The sequence below is a fragment of the Croceitalea sp. P059 genome, assembly GCF_031846365.1.
GTDB lineage: Bacteria > Bacteroidota > Bacteroidia > Flavobacteriales > Flavobacteriaceae > Croceitalea > Croceitalea vernalis.
The window spans coordinates 257961-281682 of the sequence record NZ_JAVRHW010000002.1; the positions used below are offsets into that span (position 1 = coordinate 257961).

22 protein-coding genes and 1 pseudogene are annotated in these 23722 nt (G+C 35.9%); 18 read left to right on the forward strand and 5 right to left on the reverse strand.

What is annotated here, in order from left to right; all coding sequences use genetic code 11:
- Position 1: 1 nt before the first annotated feature.
- Positions 2–391 carry a hypothetical protein gene (locus tag RM542_RS07520; protein WP_311385122.1) on the reverse strand — a complete coding sequence of 130 codons (390 nt, stop codon included), beginning with the start codon at positions 389–391 and terminating at the stop codon, positions 2–4.
- 589 nt (positions 392–980) lie between these two features.
- Positions 981–2315, reverse strand: a complete 1335-nt coding sequence (locus RM542_RS07525; RefSeq protein WP_311385123.1) for a serine hydrolase — start codon at positions 2313–2315, stop codon at positions 981–983.
- A gap of 54 nt (positions 2316–2369) precedes the next feature.
- On the opposite strand from RM542_RS07525, the pseudogene RM542_RS07530 reads away from it, so the two are divergent.
- From RM542_RS07530 to RM542_RS07550, 5 genes and pseudogenes are all read left to right on the forward strand, one after another.
- A pseudogene (locus tag RM542_RS07530) lies at positions 2370–3241 on the forward strand (pirin family protein).
- A 38-nt stretch (positions 3242–3279) separates the two neighbouring features.
- A complete protein-coding gene (locus RM542_RS07535; RefSeq protein ID WP_311385124.1) occupies positions 3280–4764 on the forward strand; it encodes a VCBS repeat-containing protein in 1485 nt (494 codons plus the stop codon).
- Position 4765: 1 nt separating this feature from the next.
- Positions 4766–5434: a peptidoglycan recognition family protein gene (locus tag RM542_RS07540; RefSeq protein ID WP_311385125.1), complete on the forward strand. Its 669-nt coding sequence runs from the start codon at positions 4766–4768 to the stop codon at positions 5432–5434.
- A 5-nt stretch (positions 5435–5439) separates the two neighbouring features.
- Positions 5440–6918: a M14 family metallopeptidase gene (locus tag RM542_RS07545; RefSeq protein ID WP_311385126.1), complete on the forward strand. Its 1479-nt coding sequence runs from the start codon at positions 5440–5442 to the stop codon at positions 6916–6918.
- 328 nt (positions 6919–7246) lie between these two features.
- Positions 7247–7843 (forward strand): DUF1080 domain-containing protein, encoded by a 597-nt coding sequence (locus tag RM542_RS07550; RefSeq protein WP_311385127.1) that lies wholly within the window; start codon positions 7247–7249, stop codon positions 7841–7843.
- 24 nt (positions 7844–7867) lie between these two features.
- Here the strand turns inward: RM542_RS07550 and RM542_RS07555 are convergent, their stop codons facing one another.
- Positions 7868–8794 (reverse strand): DUF1080 domain-containing protein, encoded by a 927-nt coding sequence (locus RM542_RS07555; protein WP_311385128.1) that lies wholly within the window; start codon positions 8792–8794, stop codon positions 7868–7870.
- 66 nt (positions 8795–8860) lie between these two features.
- The gene (locus RM542_RS07560) at positions 8861–9949 is read right to left on the reverse strand and encodes a VWA domain-containing protein (RefSeq protein WP_311385129.1); all 1089 of its coding nucleotides are present in this window, start codon (positions 9947–9949) and stop codon (positions 8861–8863) included.
- Between the two features lie 94 nt (positions 9950–10043).
- Here RM542_RS07560 and RM542_RS07565 point away from each other — a divergent pair, with 94 nt between their 5' ends.
- The 12 genes from RM542_RS07565 to RM542_RS07620 all read left to right on the forward strand — a co-directional run bounded on the left by RM542_RS07565 (position 10044) and on the right by RM542_RS07620 (position 22941).
- Complete coding sequence (locus RM542_RS07565) at positions 10044–10982, forward strand: polysaccharide deacetylase family protein (protein ID WP_311385130.1); 939 nt, start codon at positions 10044–10046, stop codon at positions 10980–10982.
- A gap of 102 nt (positions 10983–11084) precedes the next feature.
- Complete coding sequence (locus RM542_RS07570) at positions 11085–11546, forward strand: 2Fe-2S iron-sulfur cluster-binding protein (protein WP_311385131.1); 462 nt, start codon at positions 11085–11087, stop codon at positions 11544–11546.
- 11 nt (positions 11547–11557) lie between these two features.
- Positions 11558–13792 (forward strand): molybdopterin cofactor-binding domain-containing protein, encoded by a 2235-nt coding sequence (locus RM542_RS07575; RefSeq protein WP_311385132.1) that lies wholly within the window; start codon positions 11558–11560, stop codon positions 13790–13792.
- Positions 13793–13798: 6 nt separating this feature from the next.
- Positions 13799–14053, forward strand: a complete 255-nt coding sequence (locus RM542_RS07580) for a MoaD/ThiS family protein (protein WP_311385133.1) — start codon at positions 13799–13801, stop codon at positions 14051–14053.
- 267 nt (positions 14054–14320) lie between these two features.
- Positions 14321–16498, forward strand: coding sequence for a T9SS type A sorting domain-containing protein (locus RM542_RS07585; RefSeq protein ID WP_311385134.1), 2178 nt, complete (start codon positions 14321–14323; stop codon positions 16496–16498).
- Between the two features lie 89 nt (positions 16499–16587).
- Entirely contained in the window at positions 16588–17571 is a 984-nt protein-coding gene (moaA, locus tag RM542_RS07590; protein WP_311385135.1) for a GTP 3',8-cyclase MoaA, read from the forward strand.
- 132 nt (positions 17572–17703) lie between these two features.
- Positions 17704–18300, forward strand: coding sequence for an NTP transferase domain-containing protein (locus RM542_RS07595; protein WP_311385136.1), 597 nt, complete (start codon positions 17704–17706; stop codon positions 18298–18300).
- A complete protein-coding gene (locus tag RM542_RS07600) occupies positions 18297–19367 on the forward strand; it encodes a HesA/MoeB/ThiF family protein (RefSeq protein ID WP_311385137.1) in 1071 nt (356 codons plus the stop codon). Before RM542_RS07595 ends, RM542_RS07600 begins: the two co-directional genes overlap by 4 nt.
- Positions 19358–20140, forward strand: a complete 783-nt coding sequence (locus RM542_RS07605) for a sulfite exporter TauE/SafE family protein (RefSeq protein WP_311385138.1) — start codon at positions 19358–19360, stop codon at positions 20138–20140. Before RM542_RS07600 ends, RM542_RS07605 begins: the two co-directional genes overlap by 10 nt.
- Positions 20137–21336, forward strand: coding sequence for a molybdopterin molybdotransferase MoeA (locus RM542_RS07610; protein WP_311385139.1), 1200 nt, complete (start codon positions 20137–20139; stop codon positions 21334–21336). Before RM542_RS07605 ends, RM542_RS07610 begins: the two co-directional genes overlap by 4 nt.
- 1 nt (position 21337) lies before the next feature.
- On the forward strand, positions 21338–22345 hold the full coding sequence (locus RM542_RS07615) for an XdhC family protein (protein WP_311385140.1): 1008 nt from the start codon (positions 21338–21340) through the stop codon (positions 22343–22345).
- The gene (locus RM542_RS07620; RefSeq protein WP_311385141.1) at positions 22345–22941 is read left to right on the forward strand and encodes a nucleotidyltransferase family protein; all 597 of its coding nucleotides are present in this window, start codon (positions 22345–22347) and stop codon (positions 22939–22941) included. The genes RM542_RS07615 and RM542_RS07620 overlap by 1 nt, the downstream gene beginning before the upstream one ends.
- A gap of 31 nt (positions 22942–22972) precedes the next feature.
- On the opposite strand, the gene RM542_RS07625 is transcribed toward RM542_RS07620, so the two are convergent.
- Entirely contained in the window at positions 22973–23158 is a 186-nt protein-coding gene (locus RM542_RS07625) for a hypothetical protein (protein ID WP_311385142.1), read from the reverse strand.
- A 72-nt stretch (positions 23159–23230) separates the two neighbouring features.
- Here RM542_RS07625 and RM542_RS07630 point away from each other — a divergent pair, with 72 nt between their 5' ends.
- Positions 23231–23719 carry a sigma-70 family RNA polymerase sigma factor gene (locus tag RM542_RS07630; RefSeq protein WP_311385143.1) on the forward strand — a complete coding sequence of 163 codons (489 nt, stop codon included), beginning with the start codon at positions 23231–23233 and terminating at the stop codon, positions 23717–23719.
- Positions 23720–23722: the final 3 nt, after the last annotated feature.

The following is a 23722-nucleotide window of genomic DNA, read 5'->3' on the forward strand; positions in this document are numbered from 1 at the left end:
TTTATAATTTGTTTTGAAGCTTTTCTAAACGTGATTTTAACTTTACGATAGACTCTTCAGTCTTAGCAATTTTCAGCTCTGCTTTGTGCTTGTCTACAGTACTCATAGTAGGCCCTTTCTTTTCAAATTTGGCCTTAAATTTTTCAAGTTTACTATTGGTAGCCTTGAGCTTGTTTTCGGTTTTGCTAATGTTATTGGCTAAACTTTCTTGCTTTTTAAGCTCTTTTTTAGCTTTTTTGGCCGTTTTATCTTGTTTTTTAGCCGCTTTCATGGCTTTTTTCACCTTTTCTAGTTGTTCTTGTTCTGTAACAGGGGTAGTAGTGGTCTCTTGTGCTTGAACAGCAGCTGCGCTTATGAATAGCACAAAAAATAAGATAGTTAACTTTTTCATTGTTCTAGTATTTGATAATTAGAAACAAACTTTAAGGCTAAGTCACACCTAGAAAATATTTCTGAAAAGAAAAATATTATTTTAAAACGAAAAGTACTTTAGTCTAGTGGTAGTAGTAGGCACCAACTAAAAAGAGCCTCATCTTGTGGGATTGAGGCTCTTTTACGAGAACACTATATGAAAATGAAAAAATTTATTTACTTGATTATTACACTGTAAATGTATTGCGAGGTGGTCTCCTTTTGAAATTATTGTTGTGAACTAGCAGAGTTTTGTGGTGAAGCGAGAGAATCCATGTTTTTAGCACATTCTGGGGCCTATTTTTAGGGCAATTCTATCTTTAAATGCCTTGCGTAAATAAAAGGAATCGTTCTCTTTTTGTTGACCAAGTGGTATCAACTAAAAAGAGCCTCGTCTTGTAGGACTGAGGCTCTTTTACGAGAACACTATATGAAAATGAAAAAATTTACTTTCTGATTATTACACTGTAAATGTAGTATCAGAGCAGTGTTCTCAGAAATTATTGTTGTGAACTATCTACCTTTTGTGGTGATGTAAGAAAAATATGATATTAAGGGCTAACTTGACCTTATTTGATGGCTTTAATAAGGTTAGCTAAGAACCCATTAATATCAAAATCTGGTTCTTCAGCCAGTCCGGTACGTACCACCACCAAGTCTTTTGAAGGAATCATAAATACATATTGCCCTTGAAATCCGTTCATAGAATACAAATCTCTGGGCACATCAGGAAACTTTCCTTCAGCGTTTAACCAAAAATGAGCTCCGTAAATACCTTGTGATTGCACTGTTGGGGTAGTAATATAGTCTACCCAGCTTTCATCAAAGAGCTGTTCGCCATTCCATTCTCCCATATTCAGATACAATTGCCCTAGTCGTGCCCAGTCTCTGGTATTGGCCCAGCCATATGAAGAACCTACAAAATTACCTTCTAAATCTGCTTCAATAAGCATGCTATGTGCGCCAACCTTATCAATCAAAGCCTCGTATGGAAAATTTAAATAGTCTTGATGTGTACGAAACTGCTGTCTGAGTATCCCGGAGAGCAAATTGGTGGTGCCTGAAGAATAGTTCCAAATTTCTGTTGGTTTGGCAATAGCTTTTTGAATGCGCTGTGCTTTGGTCATATCGCTTTCTAAAAACAGCATTTTGGTGACGTCAGATATTCCGCTATAGTCTTCATTCCATTCCAAACCACTTTGCATTCGTAGCAAATGGTTAATAGTAATGGCTTTGCGTTCGTCTTTTTCCCATTCCGTAATCGGTGCAGCCCATTCCGTCTTTATTTTGCCTTGATGCTCTAAGATTCCGAAACAAGTGGCCAAAACACTTTTGGTCATGGACCATCCTAAAACGGGAGTCTCTTTGGTAAAACCGTCACTATAGCTTTCATGAATTAAATGCCCCTTGTACAACACCACCAAAGTTCTGGTGCGTTGTACGGCAGCATTGCCGAAGGGTAGGGCGACCGCCTTTTGAAGCTGGTCGTAATCTAAATTTTCAAAAACCGAGTCTTTGGCTGGTAAATGCCCATAGGGGTAAGGCAGGTTTACTTGGTTTAAATTTCTTTCAGGTTGTAGGTATGGAGTGCCTTCTACATAATCACTATTCACTAGAACACTGCCTAAACCTTGACGGTTAATCGCTTTTCTGGTCATTAAACCATAAACTGAAGCAGCGGCGGTCTTAGTGGTAGAATCATATTCCGTATCTGCCATTTCAATCAATGGCATAGCCAAATCATTTTTGATAATATAATCAGAAGAATGCTGGCCTATGGTGATACTTGAGCCCATGTACTTAGCGGCATAGCCGGAAATAATGTTCAGTTTTGGATAATTTAAATAAACAATAACCGCAATAATAAGTATAAGAACTAAGAGAATTCGTTTGAATAATTTCATAAAATGGAGCTAGTTTATTGTAACTTTCTGTGTTTAAATATAAGCATTTACCTTATGTCAAATATCGGTTTGATTATTGAAGAAAGAAGTCGTGATATTGGTGATTTTTTGGTGGGTCGTTTGATACCTTTTCGAAAAAAACGCATGATAGGTCCGTTTATTTTTATAGATCATATGGGGCCAACAAAGCTTGGACCCGAAAAGTATATGGATGTAGACCAGCACCCACACATTGGTCTTTCTACTCTGACTTTTATGTTAGAAGGCGAAATTGTGCACGAAGATAGTTTGGGCACGAAACAGCGCATACAACCAGGTTCTGTGAATTGGATGACCGCGGGTAAAGGAGTTTCTCATTCCGAAAGAACCCCAAGAAACTTAAGAGGCGGAAAAGAATTTACAGCCCACGGGTATCAAATTTGGGTAGCCTTGCCGAAAGACTTAGAAGATATGGAGCCTAGTTTTCATCATATAAAAGATGAAGAGTTACCCAAATGGAAAGATGCCTCGGCCGAGTTCTGTTTGGTGGTAGGCGAGGGCTATGGAAAAAATCACCAGTGCCAACCTATTCCCCCTTATTTATGGTACAAATAAAAACGATCGATAGCTATGCCCTTAATGTGAATGGTAATTTAAAGGGAGAGATTGGTATTTGTATTGTCGAAGGAGGGATTTCAGCCTGTGGAGAAGAAGTGACAAAAGGGAATATTTTAGTCTCTAAGGTTGAAGATACCTGTGACATCATCTTAGCACCAAACACGCATCTGTTAATCTTTGGCGGTGAAGCCTTTGAAGAAGAAAGATTTATCTATTGGAACTTTGTTTCTTCTTCAAAAGAAAAAATAGAAGCAGCTAAAAAAGCTTGGAAAGAGAAAACATTCCCAATGATGAAGCAAGACCAAAGTTATGTGCCTCTACCAAAATAACTAAAGCGTTTATACCAACGAATTACTAAACACTCTTAATGCATTTTAAACGAAACCGATTCCTTTTTTTGATTAGTTTTTTGCTCTTAGTTATGGTCACTTCGTGTGCTCCAGAGCCTCCTAAGCGAGAAGTAGCCTTGTACAACACCTATTGCGCTAGCTGCCACATTGCACCGCGGATTGATGAACTGCCAAAGGACATTTGGAAAAACGCCATCTTGCCTGGTATGCTGGCGCGAATGGATATTGAAGAGATGTATCAAGAGCCTAATCAAGTAAGTACCACTTTTAGACCAAAGATTAAATTACAAGATTGGATAGCCTTACAGAATTATATTATTGAATTGGCACCTGAAAAACTAGCAGCTACGCCAAAACTAGTTACCAGGCCTTTAGAACAATTTAAAGCGCAAGAGGTTGCACTCGATACACTAAACGGGGCTTTACTGACCTATCTTGATTTTAATGAGGACGATAATCAATTAAATTACGGGACTATTGCAGGTGATTTACAGCGTTACGATTTTCAACAGCAAACACAAGAAAAAGTATATCAAGGAAATACACCAGTGACCTGGCTGAACAGCACGGATAGTGTTCAAATCATTACGGAAGTAGGCATTTTAGACCCTTCTGACCTAGAAGAGGGGCAATTAGTGCGGCTAGTTAAAGAAGATGCCACCATCATCCAAAACGAACTCCATAGACCGGTTGGTACGCTATATGAAGATTTGAATGGCGACGGAACCATGGAAATGGTAGTGAGCGAATTTGGTGATGCTACCGGAAGTCTATCACTCTTGGTAGGGAATGCTGCCGGTAATTATGACAAAACGATTTTGTTAAATCAGCCCGGCTGTATAAAAACGCTTGCTAAAGACATGAATAATGATGGTAAATTAGACATCATCACCATGACGACCCAGGGGAATGAAAGCATGACGATTTTATATCAAACGGATGATTTAAAATTTAAGGCGGAAAGGGTAATAGATTTTAGTCCTATTTATGGTAGTAGTTGGTTTGAACTCGTAGATTATAATCAGGATGGGTATGATGATATTATTACAGTAAATGGCGATAATGCAGATAAGTCTTATGTGCACAAACCTTATCATGGTATGCGTATTCATTTGAATGATGGTGAGAGCAATTTTTCTGAGGCCTATTTTTACCCTTTAAACGGCGCTACTAGGGTGTTGGCAAGGGATTTTGACCAAGATGGTGATGTAGATTTTGGTTTGATTAGTACTTTTCCAGACTACGAGCAAACACCAGAATTATCTTTTGTGTATTTAGAAAATTTGAATGCGAAGTCTTTTGATTTTGCTTCTAAGGTTTTAAATGATGCGAATGCAGGACGTTGGTTTTTAATGGATGCTGGCGATATTGATGCCGATGGCGATGAAGATATTATTCTGAGCTCTTTTACTTATGTTTTTACCCCAGTACCAGATGGGCTAGCCAAACGATGGGCTAATAGTAATGTCGACCTTGTGATTCTTGAAAATAAATTGAAATAAGATGAAGTTATTCCTAAAGAGCTTTCTGTTCGTTATACTGCTGAGTTCTGCAATATCATGTTCCGTCCAACGCAGCATTATTGATCGGCCAATTATATTTGATGAGCAGCGTATCACTTTAACCAAGGAATATCTTTCACAACGCTATAATTTAGAACAAGACAGTCCCGATATTGTGCCTAAAATGATTGTGCTGCATTGGACGGTTATCCCAACTTTAGAAGAATCCATGGATGCCTTTATGAATGCTACATTACCTAATTGGCGACCTGATATTAAGAATGTTAGTGGTCTCAATGTATCTGCTCATTTTTTGGTAGATCAAGATGGGGCTATTTATCAATTAATGCCTGAAACTACTATGGCTAGGCATGTTATTGGCTTAAATCATTGTGCAATTGGCATTGAAAATGTTGGGGGTACTTCTGATTTACCTCTAACGAAAGCACAATTAAAATCAAACAAATGGTTGGTAAACTATTTGGCAACCAAGTATGATATATCATACCTTATTGGACATTATGAGTATCAAAATTTTGAAGGCCACCCACTTTGGCTAGAGGTTGATGAGGGTTACCGAACTGAAAAGACTGATCCTGGGGAAGATTTTATGAAAAAAGTTCGAAAAGCGTCTAAAAAGTTTAATTTTAAACCCATTCCTGTAAAGTGAAAATTATGAAGTCAAGATTTTTAGTATTAATAGCATTTCTTTTAGTTTTTCAATTTGGCGTATCTCAAGAAATCACTGAAAAATTATATGAAACTTACGGAAAGTATAAAGAAATCACTTTAGATAAGAGAAGAATCAAGCATATTCAAATAGAACCATTAATTGAAGAACTTGAGGCTAATCCGTTATTTGAGGTGAATAAAGTAGGCAAGTCTATTGAAGGACGTGATTTGAACTTGATAAGTGTTGGTACAGGGCGAGTAGACGTTTTTTTATGGTCGCAAATGCACGGGAATGAACCAACAGCAACACAGGCTATTTTTGATATTGTGAACTTTTTAGATTCCAAGGATTTTAAAAAGGAAAAAGCGCTCATTCTTTCTAAATTGAAGTTACATTTTTTACCAATGCTAAATCCTGATGGAGCAGAACGATTTCAGCGCAGAAACCTTTTGGGCATAGATATTAACCGTGACGCCTTGCGTTTGCAATCGCCGGAGGGTAGAACTTTAAAGCGCGTAAGAGATAGTCTAGACGCTGATTTTGGTTTTAATCTACATGATCAAAGCACGTACTATAATGCAGAGAGAACACCTAAACCAGCAACAATTTCATATCTAGCGCCAGCCTATAATTATGAAAAAGATGTGAACGAAAAACGAGGTGATGCGATGAAGGTTATTGTTTTTATGAATGATATTATTCAGCGTTATGCTCCAGGTCAAGTTGGGCGTTATAATGATGATTTCGAGCCCAGAGCTTTCGGAGATAATATTCAAAAGTGGGGAACAAGTACCATTTTAATTGAGTCAGGTGGTTATAAAGATGATGCGGAAAAGCAGGAGATTAGAAAATTGAACTACGTTTCAATTCTTTCCGCAATTTATACAATAGCCAATGAGAGTTACAAGAAAATTGGCATAGATAAATATGAAGAAATTCCTAAAAACGATAGAAAACTATTCGATTTGAAAATTGAAAATGTAAGCTACAATCTTTTGGGAGATGTATATATTTTAGACTTGGGTATTCATAGAAATGAAGTTGATAATAAAAGACATATTAAGTTTCACTACAGTAGTGTAATTGCAGACCAAGGAGACTTATCTACCTACTATGGCTACGAAACTTTTGATGCTACCGGATATGAAGTAGTACCACCAAGAATGGTAGCAAAGACGGTGCCATCAAGCGGAAATGAAGAAGGCTTTTATGTTTTAAACAGTGAGTCCTTATTAAAATTTGGACAAGCCTATATTCGTATGGCTAGCATACCTAAAGAGCTGAAATATTCGAATTCACCGATACACGTGGTACCCACTAATTTTAAACTAAAAGAGTTTAGATTAGAACCAGGTGTGAACCCTACCTTCTTTCTTAAAAAAGACGGTGAAATTACGCATGCTGTGATTAACGGATTTTTAATTGACGTAAGAAAACCATTGGACGGTCAAGGCTTTTCAAACGCTCTGATTTACCGTTAGTATCCGAATTGAATATTGATGTGACTTCCATAAATTAGTAACACAATAAGCATGCACAAAAGTGTGCACACGATACATAAAAAGAGGGAGATTAATACTCCTCTAGTCCAAAATGGAAATGCCGCAATTGGACCGTTTTTTAGAATATCTTGAATAACATCCATAATCGTAATTTTTTTGAGTTGTACAATAGCTAGTTTTTAGGATGCTCTAATAAGTTGTTAATAGTAAAACAATTTAATTGTTGAAAACCCTACCTAGAGAGATATTTGTTAGGTGTCTGTGCTTTTAAAGAAATTAAGTATCTTTCTCATACAAAATCACAACTATGATGAAAAGAACTTTCTATTTAATTGCATGTTTAGTAAGCACCATTGGTTTTGGTCAAGAAGCTCAATCGCTATTTAATGGAAAAGATTTAACGGGATGGGTAAACCATGGTACTGAGAAATGGTATGTTGAAAATGGAGAGCTGATTTGTGAAAGTGGCCCTGATGCCGCGTATGGCTATTTATCAACGGAAACGTTTTATGACGATTTTGAGCTTAACTTAGAATTTAAGCAAGATGCTGATGGAAATAGTGGGGTGTTTTTTAGATCTACGTTTGAAGGCACAAAAGTAACGGGCTGGCAAGTTGAAGTTGCTCCGCCTGCCAAACATACCGGTGGTATTTACGAGTCTTACGGACGTGGTTGGTTAATTAAACCGGATATGGCTAAAGATAGGATGTTGAAAATGGGTGAATGGAATTCCATGCGCATTGTAGCCAAGGGTTCTAAAATCACTACCTATTTGAATGGTGTTGAAATGGTACAAATTAATGATGAAAAAATTGGACAAGGAAAAGGTGCCATTGCACTCCAAATACACGATGGCGGCGGTATAAAAGTAAAATGGCGTAATATTAAAATTAAACCTTTATAGGCAAACCCAAACCAAGGATAAGCCTTAGTTTACTACCGGTTCTACAACAAATGATTTAAATTCAATTGGGCCGTGATCTCCTTGAAGCATAAAAGGACCAGGCTCACCTTCTTTACTATCAAGAGCTCCACCAGTGATACCAGGGATTGTTTGATTGTTGATGATGTTTTTACCGTTTGCGACGATACTTACTCTATTACCAATTAAAGTGATTTCGTAAGTTTGCCATTTACCAGCAGCCTTAGCGGCATTTTCATTAGGCTCTAAGAAACCATAGATTCCTCCAAAATAAATATCAGAGGGAGGTAGGTCTTTATTATCAGCAATTTGAACTTCATAACGACCACGAAGATAAATACCACTATTACTTCCTTTTGGGTATCTAAAAGTGGTGGTTAATTTAAAATCTTGGAACTTTTCATCAGAAATCAGATTGGCTCCTGATTGTGGACTGGTCAATATTCCTTTGTCAACTACCCATTGATTTTCTTCTTTATCAGCGTGCCATCCTTGCACATTATTGGTGTTGAATAAGGCTATAGGAGCCCCAAATTTTGGATTGTCATTATAATCCAAGGTTGGAGCCTTAGTAGCTTTCCAGTTGTACTGCTTACCATCAACATACTTCATTGTACCAATAAGTTCTGTCCCCATGAATTCTGCATTGAATTCCATATTGCCTCCTTCAGGTTCCCATTGTCTCGGAATAGTAAAACTAATAGAACCTTCATCTTCGATAATTTCAGCAACCGGTCTTGCGCTTCCGAATGCAAAAAGAAAACGCCCTACCAAAGTAGCATGACCAGAGTGTCTAATTTCAAGCCAAGAAGGAACTGTTTTTCCTTCAAAATTCATTTCAATATCCCAACGACCTTCAAGAGGATTCAATTCTTGACTGAACGCCGTTAATCCAGCGAAACAAATGGCTAAAAATAGAACTATAGATTTCATATAAGTAAAATGTTAGTTAGAGCACACAAGATACTAAAATTGATAAACACCAATGTTCAAACCGTACTACTCGCATCCGCCAGTAAAACCGGTAGCATCAAATTCCGTTTGTACCGCTCCTTGCAAGGCCCCATTGGTTAATTGAATGACCAAGTTGTTATCGCCACTACCATCACGTTTTGGTGTACAATACTCAAAGAGATAAAAGCTATTTGCTTGTTCAGAAACCCGTGCAGATATCTGATTAAAGGTAGTTTCTAACTCCGCGGCATTACTCGCCACAACACTGGCAGTTTTACCAATATCACTTAACACTGCAGTATCAATTTCAGCGCCTAAGCCAATAGAGAAGAATGAAATATTTGGATTTGCATTGTTCACGGCATTTAAAGCGCTCTCTTCTGTATATCTTGAAGCCTGGTCCGTTCCATCTGTAAAAAGTACCACAGAAGCAGCACCGATAGCTTGGTTTTGATTGGTTTCTTGAATGAGGTCTTCAGCGATGTTTGCTGATTTAATGACCGCTCCGTATAGATCTGTTGATGGGTCATTGCTAATGTTTTCGTCTATTTCATCAATTGCAGCAGTTAATTCGGCTATTGAAGATGTGAGTGGGTTTAATAAATGGAGCACATCTTCACCATCAAACCAATAAATTGCCATTTGAAAAGAAGTTGTTTCAGGTGTGGGCATTACATTATTCACAAAACTGGTAGATGCTATTTTGAGCTCGTCTAAACTGCTCTGCAAAACCGAATTACTTAAGTCTAAGACTAAAAGAGTATTGTTATTAAAAATTTGAGAATTAGGTGAAATTCTAGCAAAGGATTCTGATGAAGAAATGGTATTAAAACAATCGTCGTTACGCCCTTGTTCGTATATGGTAAACTGATTTGCTGTTAAGCCAGAAATTGGGTTGCCTTGATTATCCGTAACCTTGAAAAGTATAGAAACCTTACCCGGTAGGGTGGTAAACTCTTCTTGAATAGAAAGTAGCAGTTCATTGTCTTCAAATCCTAAACAAGAATCCGGATTTTCACCTTTACCAAGCTCGCCTTGGTTGAGATTAAAATTGACATCATCATCTGAATTTCCACAAGAAACAAAAAGAATTAAAGCAAAGAAGGTTAAGAAACACTTGGTGTAGGTATTCATTTTCAAAATTTTATGGTTCTTTCCAATGAACGCAAAAACTGAACCAATAGTGTACATTAAGAAAAATTTGTAATTTGAAGCAACATCTAATCTTATGAAAAACAATTTTAAACTGTTCTTGCTTATTGCTTTTATTTCCTTTTTTGAGATAGCTTTTTCACAGCGTATTGCAGAAAGACTGGGCTATCCTAAAGATGCTAAATTATTGATTATTCATGCAGATGATTTAGGAGTAAGTCATTCCGAAAACATGGCTAGTATTAAAGCTATGGAAGAAGGCTCCGTGAATTCCGCGAGTATAATGGTGCCTTGCCCTTGGTTTCCTGAAATTGCCAATTATGCCAAGCATCACACTGATATGGATTTTGGATTGCATTTAACCTTAACCAGTGAGTGGAAGTATTATAAATGGGGACCATCTTATAAGAGTGATTCCATGGCATCCTATAGAAACGAGCAAGGCTATTTTTATGATAATGTGAGTGAGGTTGTTTCAAAAGCTAATCCTGATTTTTTAAAAGCTGAATTGTCAACACAAATTAGAACTGCTTTAAATGCCGGAATTGATGTAACTCATTTAGATGCCCATATGGGAGCAGTAATGGCAACGGAAGATTTTCTTGAAACTTATATCGAAGTCGGGCATGAATTTAAGGTTCCGGTTTTATTAAATAAAGGAATGCCAGCCTTAAAATCTTCCAAGATAAGAGCAATGTTAACTGATAAAGATGTTATTCTAGATGCTATAATATCAGCTTCACCAAATGATTTTGAAGAAGGAATGGAGGGTTATTATAGCACAACCATCAATGAACTAGAACCTGGTATAACCTGTTTGTTAATTCATACTGCTTATGATAATCAAGAAATGCAAGGAGTAACCATCGATCATCCAAATTGGGGAGCTGCATGGCGCCAAGCAGATTTTGATTTTTTTACCAGCAAAAAATGTGCTGACCTTCTAAAGGAAAATGAAATCGTTTTAATTACTTGGAGAGAGATTCGTGATAAAATCACCAGAAGTCAAGACTAAAACACATGAAAAGAAGCCTGTAGCATATTCTATTGTTAAAAAAAATTATCACGTATCAATTTTTGCTAACTTCAAGCCAACAAAGAATCAATTCATAAAACTATGCCGGTATATCAAATTAATGTGAATGGGGAGTCTAAATCCGTAGATGTTTCTGCTGACACTCCTGTATTATGGGTCTTAAGAGACCATTTAGACTTAGTGGGCACCAAATATGGCTGCGGAATAGGGCAATGTGGTGCATGCACGGTACATGTTGATGGCACAGCGATGAGAAGTTGCTCAATGACATTAGAACAGCTAGATGGAAAAACTATCACTACAATTGAAGGTTTATCAGAAGATGGAAAGCATCCTGTTCAAGAAGCCTGGAAAGAAGTAGATGTGCCACAATGTGGATATTGTCAATCAGGTCAGATAATGACTGCTTCGGCATTTCTTGAAAAGAACCCAAATCCTTCTGAAGAAGAGATAAAAAATGCGATGCATGGAAATATTTGCAGGTGTGCATCATATAATAGAATATATAGAGCGGTTGAAAAGGCTGCGGAACAAATGTCATAAAACCTAATACAATGTCAATAAAATCAAATAATACATTCAGTAGAAGGGCTTTTATGAGAACTTCTTCTCTCGCAGGCGGTGGTATGTTAATAGGGTTTAACCTATTTAACTCCTGCAAACCAGAGGTAAAATTGGAACCTGCTGTTGATTTAGCACAACTAGATTTTAAAGATTTTAATGCTTTTATAAAAATAGCAGAGTCTGGTGAAGTAACTATTTTTTCGCCAAATCCAGAAATTGGGCAAGGGGTGAAAACATCAATGCCAATGATTATTGCAGAAGAGTTAGATGTTGCTTGGAAAGATGTTTATGTTCAACAAGGAATTCTTGACACTAAAAATTATCAACGTCAGGTTGCCGGTGGGAGTCAATCAATCCGTTTTGGTTGGGATGCTTTACGACAAACAGGAGCTTCGGCAAAGCAGATGCTTGTAAATGCCGCCGCCGCGCGTTGGGGTGTTGATGCCTCAGAGTGTACTGTAAGTGAAGGAATGATTACTAACGCAGCGGGTGTTTCTTTAGGATATGGCGAAATAGTGAATGAAGCTGCCTTATTGGAGGTGCCTGAAGGTGTTACCCTAAAAGAATCAAAAGACTACAAAATTATTGGAACAAACATCCAAAATGTAGATATCGACAAAATAACAACGGGTAAACCACTTTATGGTCTAGATTACAAAGTAGCCGGAATGGTTTATGCTTCCGTTTTAAGGCCACCAGCTTTTGGGCAAAAACTAATGTCCTATGATGCCACTGAAGCGCAAACAATGCCTGGTGTAATCGATATTATTAAGATTGGTGAAAAAGTTCAGAATCTTTTTGAAGAAGACCCAAGTTTTGCTAGTAAAATTTCAAGTAGCGATAAAGTTGTGGTTATTGCTGAGACCACTTGGCAAGCAATGAAAGCTAAGAACGCTATTACAGCGGAATGGGAGAATGATATCTTTATGGAGAGTACAGAAAACCATGATCAAATGTTGAATGGTTTTTTAGATGCTACTCAGTTTGATACTAGACGTAAAGATGGTGATGTCAAAAAAGCATTTGCCGATGCTGATATGGTTTTAGAACGCACATACGAGTCACCGTTCCTTCCGCATAATTGTATGGAGCCTATGAACTTCTTCGCTGATGTTACAGATGAAAAAGTGCATTTAGTCGGGCCAATTCAAACACCAGCTTGGAAAGCCGGTCTTGTTGCAAAATTGCTAGGTAGAGCAGAAGATGAAATATTAATGGAAATGACTCGGATGGGTGGTGGTTTTGGACGCCGTTTGTATGGTGATTTTGTATTAGAAGCTGCTGAGATTTCAGATGCAATTAGAAAACCTGTAAAAGTAGTTTATAGCAGAGAAGATGATATGGCGGTTGGTGTATATCGTCCTGCCATTAAATACCGCATAAAAGCTTCAGTAAAAGAAGGGCAATTAACAGGTTACCATTTAAAAGAAGCCGCTATCAATGATAATATGTATGGGTTGATACCAAATTTCTTCCCTGCTGGCGCAGTTGAGAATTATCAGGTAGATACAAAGAGCTATAAGAGTAATATTACAACTGGTGCTTGGCGAGCACCCTACACGAACTTTTTAGCTTATGCCGAGCAAAGTTTCTTTGATGAGCTTGCCGAGGCCATGGATGTGGACAAAGTGCAGCTGCGTTTAGATTTATTAAAGAAAGTAGATGCTGCGGCTGATGAGCGCATTGAATACTCACCCGAACGAATGATTGAAGTTATTGAAACTGCTGTTGAAAAATCGGGTTGGGGAACAAAGCCAAAAGGAGTTTATCAAGGTTTTGTAAATTATTATTGCCACAATACACATGTAGCTCAAGTAGCTGATGTGGAAATTGAAAACGGTAAACCTGTGGTTAAGAAAGTCACTTGTGTAGTAGATTGTGGAATAGTGGTAAACCCACTGGGTGCATTAAACCAAATAGAAGGTGGCGTAATTGATGGAATAGGGCATTCCATGTACGGTGATTTTGGTTTTGATGCTGGAATACCAACTGCTAATAACTACGACCGCTATCGCTTAATTAGAATGAAAGAAGCTCCCAAGGTTGAAGTACATATGATTAATAATGAGTTAAGTCCTACTGGTTTAGGGGAGCCAACTTTACCACCAGCAGGTGGAGCAGTTGCAAATGCTCTTAAAGCGGCTACAGGAAAACGAATTTATCAGCAACCTTTTATGAAAAATCCGGAGTTGTTAGAAGTCCCAGAAGAATCTATAATAGGATAATTAACTATGACAATTTTATTATTCGGGGTTACCAAAGATATTGTTGGTAGCCCTTCACTTTCTATACCTACGACTAGTGCTACTGGTAAAAAAATTCCTAAGACAGTTGAAGAGCTTCGGAGCTTTTTAGGAAATGCATATCCTGAATTAGAAAAGCTGACATCTTTAGCAATTGCAGTAAACAACAATTATGCAGATAATAGTCAAGAAATCAATTCTTATGACGAAATTGCATTAATTCCGCCTGTTAGTGGAGGGTAAGACCTTGCTTTATTAGTTATTTTAAAACAACAGAAAAAAGTAGTTACACATACAATTTAATTATATTCATAACAAATATTTTTAAAAAACAAAATTCATAGATGAAAAGTTTTATTTTTTCGACGAACTACACTTTTGACTTGATTTTAAGTATAAAAAGTGTTAAAAATAATGTAGTTCATCGATAAAAAATCCAATTACATCGGATTACTCGTATCATAGTGCAAGAAAGAAAAATTATTTTTCAACCCCACAATTCTTACACCTATGAAAAAAGTACTTATTTTTTTCTTTTTGACCGTTTTTTATGCTCAAGGTCAATTAGAAATTGGCGGCGATGCCGTTTATTCCCCTACGCAACTTGAAATTGTAACCGCCCGTTATTTTAATAACTGGTCTATTGGAAGAAATAATGAAATTGATGAGACAATTAATTCCAGTGAAGATTTTTATAATGATGTTATCGTAAATGGTAATGGAGATAGAGGGAGATGGGATAATTTTCATAATAGTACAAGTGTAATACCTAATTCAGGACCAGATGGTAGATATGAACCACATTACCAAAGAGCCCGAAGATATGGGAGTGGAGATTATCCTAATGAGGTTAATGTTTCAGAGAACATATCTAAAACTGCCAACTTCGCCCTAATTCTTGGTAAAGCAGCAGAAATGCACAATGCTGGAACAAGCTTTGAGAATGTCAACCCAGAAGGTGAAATTTCATTTAATGGACAAAATTGGAAATTAAATGATTTAGCAGAAGAATTAGCAAATGCTGTTTTTTTGGAATTGATTTGGTACGCCGAAAGCGACGCTTTGGATGCTAGTAATGGCGGTACTCAAAGAGAATCGGGAGAGCCTGCAAGACAAAACTCAACGCATGGAACTTTTAGTAGATTCATGTATAATCCAACTTCAATATTCGGTATTGATGGTTTAAGAACCGGAGCTCCGTGGTGGGTTACTTTTGCCAAAATGTCAAAATTAGTTCATGCTTATGGAAAAGTCAAAGATTTATTAGTTGGAAAACAAATCTATGAAGACAACAAATTGAAAGTCAACTATTGGTTCAAAGATTGGAGGGATTTTTGTTTTGCCAATATGGATATTTTAATGAAGACAAAATTAGACTCCAATTGGAGGGATTTTGATAAAAATTGGAATATTGGAGGAGGTCTATTTGATGGTAAAGGTAATGCACAGAGCTATACGCATTACGACAGTAATGGCAATGGGCAGAATAGAATCCAAGGGAATCTTTGGGATGTTTTTAACAATAGGGAAAATGATCATTTTGAATACCTACATACCTATGCCACCTATTTTGGCGACGAAGAATTACAAGACTGGATGTATGATTGGTGGAAAGCGTTTTATGCTGTTTATACTTGGTCAGACGGCACAATGTATGAATTTTATCGCGGTGGAACTGGCATTCCGGCGATGCAATATCCTCATATTATAATCGTACAATTAGTTAGTATGGCTCAAACACATGCGAATGCGGTGATTAATAACTTTCCAAATGTCGGTACTAATCCTAGAAAGTTTTATGATTACGAATCATCAATGGGATCAGATGAATTATCAGATGGTGATTGGTTAGATTCTTCAAGTGGAGGAAATAAAGGATTAGAACTAACGATGAATAATATTTTGCGCCATTTTCAAAATTCTTCAAATGGTGGTTGGTTTTTAAACAGATATGATGAAAGCGGTGTAGCAATTCCAGAAGACCCCAGTCAAACGAATACTATTGCATCTGGATTAGCTAATCTATATTATGACAATAATTTTTTTAGGGCAGGTAATGTTAGAGATGGATCTATGGGTTTGAATTCTTATTCTAATCATGGTTCTGGAGGTTTGAATGGTGAATGGGGGCAAGCCTGGTGGCTTGCAGGGTCTCTTGGAGGTGAAGTAGCTGCCTATGAAATGGGAGGCGTTTTAGCAGATGATATTTCGGCTTGGGAGAATGATGCTGATAGAGATTCAGATAATGAAGAGGAAGAAGAGGAAAATAATGATGAAGAGAACAACGATGAAGAAGGTAACACAGAGGAAGAAAATGATAATGAAGAAAGTGATAATGCAGAAGAGGAAGAGAATGATGAAGCAAGTGATGTAGATGATTTTTTAGAGGAGGATGTTGATGACACAATTACAGCAGAAGAATTAGATAATTTATTAGAAGTAAATAATGAATTTTTTATTGCCGAAAACCCAGTTCGTGACGCAACATTAAAGATTGTTAAATCAGATGACGAGTGTGGAATTATCAGTATTTATGATTTGAATGCCAGATTACTGCATCAAAGAAATGAATGCGGTAAACAATTAAGTATCCCTATTGATTTTATACTCTCTCGAGGGGTTTATGTAGTTCGCGTTGAACGACAATCTAGAACGGACGTTAAGCGATTTTTGTTTAACAGAAATTGAATTCTATTTTCAAATTTTGCGGAATTGTTTTGTTAAATTGTATTTATTTTTAGATTCAATGACTATCTTTCTTTAGATAATGTATTTGAATGTTAATTGACAATCATAAAAGAACAATAAATTACCTGAGATTAGCAGTCACAGATAGGTGCAATTTGCGTTGTAATTATTGCATGCCAGCTGAAGGTATAAGTTTTGTTCAGAATAAAAAGTTATTGACTATTGACGAACTTAAAAAGATTAGTCAGGTTTTAGTTGGTCAAGGCGTTAGTAAAATTAGAATAACTGGAGGAGAACCATTCGTTCGAAAAGATTTGATTGATTTGCTGCGATACCTTCAAAAATTGGAAGGTTTAGATGATATTTCTATTACCACGAATGCAACATTAATAGGACCGTACATTGATGAGTTGAAAAAGCTCGGTATTAAAAACATTAATGTAAGCCTAGATGCCATAGATAGAAGCACTTTTGAGAAGATTACCCGAAGAAATCAATATGATACGGTTCATGAGAATTTAATTCGTTTAATTACGGAAGGTTTTAATGTCAGAATAAATTTTATAGTTCTCGAGGGACAGAATGAACAAGATATCATCCCAATTCTAGAGCTAATGAAAAATTATCCTGTTTCTGTTCGATTCTTAGAAGAAATGCCTTTTAATGGGGGAAGTAAGTCATTTGAAAAAATCACATGGGATTATAAGGTAATTTTAACTCATATTACTAAGCATTTTTCAAATTTCAAAAAATTAGATTCCCCTGAAACGTCAACTTCTATTAATTATAAAATTGAAGGTCATAAAGGTACTTTTGGTTTAATCCCATCATTTAGTCGGACTTTTTGTGGTAGTTGTAATCGATTGCGAATTACCGCCACTGGAGATATTATTACTTGTTTGTATGGAAAGCCGAAGGCTAATTTGAGAGATATTGTTAGAAACAAAAATTCCAAAAATGGAATTGAAAATGCAATATTAAAGGTGGTTGGTAGCAGAGCAAAGACTGGCTTTGATGCTCAAAAGGAACACGGCGGTGTTTTCGAAAATTCAATGACCTCAATAGGTGGATGATTTGTAAAAAAATTAAATTATTCGAATAGGGTCAAAAATCATTTTTTTATTGTTTACTTTTTCGTTGATTACACCTAGTTTTATTCGGTAACCTTTCTTAATTTTAATAGGCCTATATTTTAAGTATTAATCATGAATTATTCAAAACCGATTTTGAACGGACTTATTCTTTCTGGTGGAAAAAGCACTAGAATGGGTAATGATAAAGGTTTAATTTCATATCATGGAATTCCTCAACGACAATTTTTGTATGATTTAGCAGAACCACTTGTCAATAAAGTCTTTTTTAGCATTCGTTCTGAACAACAAGTCGAATTAGCAAGTAGTAATAGTTATATTATTGATAATAACGAGTATAAAGGACCTTTAAATGGTATTTTAAGTGCACATAAACACTTTCCTGATAATGCCTGGTTGGTATTGGCTTGTGATTTGCCATTAATTAATCAAGAATCGATACAAGAATTGATAAGTCAACGGGATATAAATAAGATTGCTACCGCATATGCAACCAAGGAAAGTAAACTTCCTGAACCCTTAGCTGCCATTTGGGAACCTCAAGGTTTAATAAAGGCAATAGCTTATATGAAAACAGCAGGAAGTTCTTGCCCCAGAAAATTTTTAATCAATTCAGATGTGAAATTGATTTTCCCTAATTCTGATGAAGTTCTTTACAATGCTAACTCTCCCGAAGAATATCAAGTTGCTAAGTCAAAAGTTATGGAATGAGGGCATCAGATAGATACATACGTCAAGAAAGTCTTAAAGTTTTCGGCCCAGAGAATCAAAATAAATTACGTTCTTCGAAAGTGTTGATTGTTGGGTTAGGTGGTTTAGGTATACCTGTCGCACAATATTTAAACGCAATTGGTGTCGGTACTTTGGGCTTAGTGGAAAATGATAGTATTAGCCTGCACAATTTACAACGTCAGGTTTTGTACGCTGAATCTGACATTGGTAAAGCTAAACTAGCCATTTGTCTTTCTCGATTACAGAAACAGAATTCTGAAACTATAATAAATACCTACGCTACTTTCTTGACATCGAAAAATGCGCTTGATATTATTAAGGATTATGACATTATTGTTGACGCTACTGATAATTTTGAAACTCGTTATCTTATTAATGATAGCTGCGTAATTTTAAACAAAACTTTTGTTTATGGGGCTTTGCATTCTTTTGAAGGACAAGTGAGTGTGTTTAATTATAAAAAAGGTCCAACATATCGTTGCTTGTACCCAGTTGTTCCAAGTGAGGCGGAAATTCCAAATTGCGACGAAAATGGGGTCTTAGGTGTGCTTCCAGGGATAATAGGAACGCTGCAAGCTTTGGAAGTAGTAAAAGTAATTACAGAAATAGGAGAGGTACTTTCTGGAAAACTTTTATTATTTGATGGTTTGTCGCTAAACACTCGAAAAATTAACTTTAAATCACGACTGGAATCTTTTGAAATTAAACAATTGCAGGAAGACTATTCTTTAAAGGGATGTTCTATAGAATTTGAAATTATTCCAGAAAAGTTTGAAAAACTTTTAATGACACAAGATGTTCAGTTAATTGATGTTCGAAAACCTGAGGAGTTTGCCTCGAATCATTTAGAGAAAGCTATTAATATTCCCTTATCTGATTTTAACGATAATACCCAAAAAATTGATTTGTCGAGACCAGTTTATATAATTTGTCAATCTGGAAAACGTAGTATACAAGCATTAAACAAACTTCAAAATTATCATTCGAAAGCAATTGTATTTAGTGTTGCTGGTGGGATGAATAAATTTCAAAAATTATGTCATTAACAATTTCGGATTTTTCCTTGTTAATGTTGGTTTTCTTTATTGTCGCAACCTTGTATTCATCTGTCGGTTTTGGAGGTGGTTCTAGTTATTTGGCAATACTTGCCTTAATTTTTACTGGTTTTTTTGTGATTAGAAGCACTGCCCTAGTTTGTAATTTAGTTGTTGTTACCAGTAGCTGTTATCTTTTTCTCAAAAAAGGACATTTGAACTTAAAAAGGTTCCTGCCTTTTTTACTTACAAGTATTCCCATGGCTTTTTTAGGTGCAATATTTAGATTGGGGGAATCCATTTTTTTTATCCTCTTAGGAACAACGCTTATTTTCTCATCATTGGCTTTAATTTTGCAAACAAGAAAACTGAAGACCAATTATAAATCATTAAAATACCCTAAATATTTACCCTATTTTATTGGGGCTTTTATTGGCTTACTATCAGGCCTTGTAGGTATTGGTGGGGGTATTTTTCTTGCCCCTATTTTGAATCAACTCAAATGGGATAAGCCCATTGTTATTGCAGCTTTAGCCAGTGTATTTATTCTTTCGAATTCCATTGCAGGTATAACAGGTTTAATTATCAGTGGTACTTTTGAAGTATTTTGGCCTGAAATAATCGGTCTTTTAATTGCGGTTTTGGCTGGTGGACAAATCGGGGTTCGTTTGAGTTTAAATAAGATTTCAGCAAAAGGTATACGCTTATTAACAGCATTTTTAGTATTATTTGTAGGTGTTCGCGTATTATTGAATAACGGTTTACAAATCAATTTATTTTCATGATTGCGTTTGAAAAAGCTTTGGAATTGGTCTTAAATAATAGTGCTTCTTTTGGGGAAGTAACGCTACCACTTGATAAGGCCGTGGGTAGAATATTAGCTGAAGATGTTTTTGCCGACAGGGATTTCCCTCCATTCAATAGAGCTACTAAAGATGGAATAGCTATTCATTATGAAAGTGTTAGCAATGCATTTTCTAAGTTTAAAATTCAAGATACTGCTGCTGCTGGAAGCCCTCAGCTTCAATTATTTAACACATCGGATTGTATTGAAGTGATGACAGGTGCTATGGTACCTATTAACTGTGATACCGTTATTATGTATGAATATCTAGTGATAGAAAGCGGGTTCGCTACTTTATTGAAACCTGTAAAAAAGGGACAAAATATTCATGTAAAAGGAAGTGACGAACCTAAAGGGGTAAAAGTTTTAGAGAGGGGAATACAAATTTCAGCTTCCGAAATTGGTGTTTTAGCCTCAGTTGGAAAAGCAGTGTTGAAAGTTAAAAAAAATCCAAGAATTAGTATTGTATCTACTGGAGATGAGCTAGTGAATGTCCATGAATTTCCAAAAGCTCATCAAATTAGAAAATCAAATTCACATACATTAAAAGCAGCTCTTATTGATAAAGGTATCGCTTCAGAAATGGTTCATATTCCGGATGAAAAAGTCAAAACAAAAGAAGTAATAAGCAAATTACTATTAACTTCTGATGTGATATTATTGAGTGGAGGAGTGTCTAAGGGAAAATATGATTATTTACCAGAAGTATTTGAAGAATTAAATATTACAAAAGTATTTCATAAAGTAAAACAACGTCCTGGCAAACCATTTTGGTTTGGAAGTCATGAAGAATCTAAAACAACGGTCTTTGGTTTTCCTGGAAATCCAGTTTCAACATTTGCCAATTTTAATATTTATTTTCTCCCATGGTTAGACAAAAGCTTGATGGGAGTTGTTAAAAAAGAAATCACCGTAATTTTGGAAGAAGAATTTGAAAACACCACAGATTTAACTCGATTTATAAGAGCAAAATTGGTTTTGAAAAATGGAAAGACAAGGGCGCAATTAATCGAAGGAAATGGCTCTGGAGACCTTACGAGTTTAACCAAGTCGGACGGATTTCTAAAAGTTCCGCCTAACAAAAAATGTATAAAAGGAGCAAAAGTTTCCTTTTTACCAACAAGACGGATTTTGTAACATGACTCATGAACTAAAAAAAATAATACAAGCTTACGAAGTTGCTAATTCACAAGGAATAAAGTGTGTTTTAGCCACTGTTGTTGCATTAGAGGGCTCATCTTATCGAAGACCAGGTGTACGCATGCTACTTCAAGAAAACGGTAAAATGATAGGGGCAGTGAGCGGCGGCTGCGTGGAAAAAGAAGTGCTGCTACAATCTGCAACGGTTTTCAAGAATAAGGTATCTAAAATCATTACTTATGATGGTCGTTACCGTTTAGGATGTGAAGGCGTGTTATATATTCTTTTGGAGTTTTTTGAGCCAACCTCGAAGTTTATAAATGAGTTCTGGACTCTTGTAAAAAATAGAAGTCAATTTACCCTGACGAGTTATTTTGAAAAAGATTTTAAAGAAGACCGTTGTTTTGGTACTATTCTTAAGTTTGGTAAAACTATAATCCCAATAAATAAATCTTTTACCCTTAATAATGATCACGAAGTTTTCAATCAGGTTCTAACACCTTGTTTTAAGTTAATTATCGTAGGGGCTGAACATGATGCCGTGCAGTTATGTGCATATGCTGCTATGACGGGATGGGAGGTCACTATTGTTGTTAACCCCAAAGAACAGAAAGTAATAAATGATTTTCCGGGGGCTAATGAATTTATAAATGTTGACCCAGAATTTTTACAATTAAGAATTGATCAGGAAACAGCCGTGGTTTTGATGACTCATAGTTACGCTAAAGATTTACAATACTTAATTGCTCTTCAAAATAGTAAACCTATATATTTTGGACTTTTAGGTCCTGCAAGAAGGAGAGAAAAAATATTCGATGATTTTATAGAGAGAGTGCCTGATATTTCTGATGAATTTCTCTCTCAAATAAATGGACCTGCTGGGCTGGCTATTGGATCTGAAACTCCACAAGAAATAGCTATTTCAATCCTTGCCGAAATACTTTCAGTAAGTAACAAAAAAGAACCTGCTATGCTAAAAAATAAGCAAGGGCCTATACATAGTTGATGGTTAAAAATGATAATATTGCTGTTTTAATATTGGCTGCTGGTGCCTCTTCCCGTATGGGGCAACCAAAACAATTGCTCCCGTGGGGCGAAACAACATTATTAAATCATGCAATAGCCCAAGCTAAAAAGATTTCTAAAAATGTCTTTGTTGTCTTGGGGGCAAACCAAGACTTAATTAAAAGCTCTTTAACTAGAGGTGTGATTGCGATAAACAATCCATTTTGGAAAATGGGTATGGGGACTTCAATAGCTTGTGGAATTTCTGAAATATTAAAATTAGATGAATTCAGTTCGGTTTTAGTAATGTTGTCAGACCAACCATTATTAGATAGTAATTATCTTACTGAGCTTAAGAATCTTTTTTTTAATTCTGACTGTAAAATTGCCGCCACTGTTTACCAAGCAAACAAAGGAGTGCCTGCAGTTTTTGACCACTCGATCTTAAATCAATTAACAAGATTGAATAAAGATTATGGAGCCAGAAGGCTGATGAAAGAATTTGAATCTGAATTAAAAGGGCTTGAACCCGAGGGGAATGAAATTGATATTGACACTTTTGAAACGTATCAAAAACTACTGTCTAACTCAAAATAGGGCATTTAAACTTAGATGTCCTTTAACTTGATTAGGAACTACTTTTATCTTCCTTAATTGACTTAGATTCTTCTAATCCGTCAAGTTCTTGAAAAATACCACAAGAAATTTGTCTTCTAACTAAGGAAGATTTTTTCTTTTTGGAGAGCGCTTCAATCTGTTTATTTAAAAATTCCATATCATAAAAACGATAGATTATAATTCCTATTGTATTCATAATATTGAAAAATAGTATTGCTTATGTGATTTTTAAAACGTAATTGACACTAATAAGATATAAGAATAGAATTTGAAACAGAAAGAGAAGGTATTTATTGAGCTCATTAAAGAGTACGAGGGCCTAATTTTTAAAGCAAGTACGATATATACCAATAATAAACAAGATCAAAAAGATTTATTTCAAGAGATTGTTTATCAATTATGGAAGTCTTTTGATTCTTTTAAGAACCAAGCAAAAATAAGTACTTGGATGTATCGTGTAGCTATGAATACTGCTATAACACAGTTAAAAAGAAGTAAAAAATCACCTACATCTGAATCCTTTGAAAAGGTTGTTTTTGAGCAAATGGAGACTTATGATGCTGCTTTTGAAGAAAATCTAAAGAAAGTATATGAACAGATTAATCAATTAAATACTCTTGAAAAAGGACTGATGCTTTTGTTGTTGGAGGGAAAGAGTTACCAAGAAATTTCAGAAGTTTCAGGGCTTTCCATAACAAACGTGGGAACTCGTATTAATAGAATAAAAAGTAAGTTAAAATCAAAACTTTTAAAATAATTT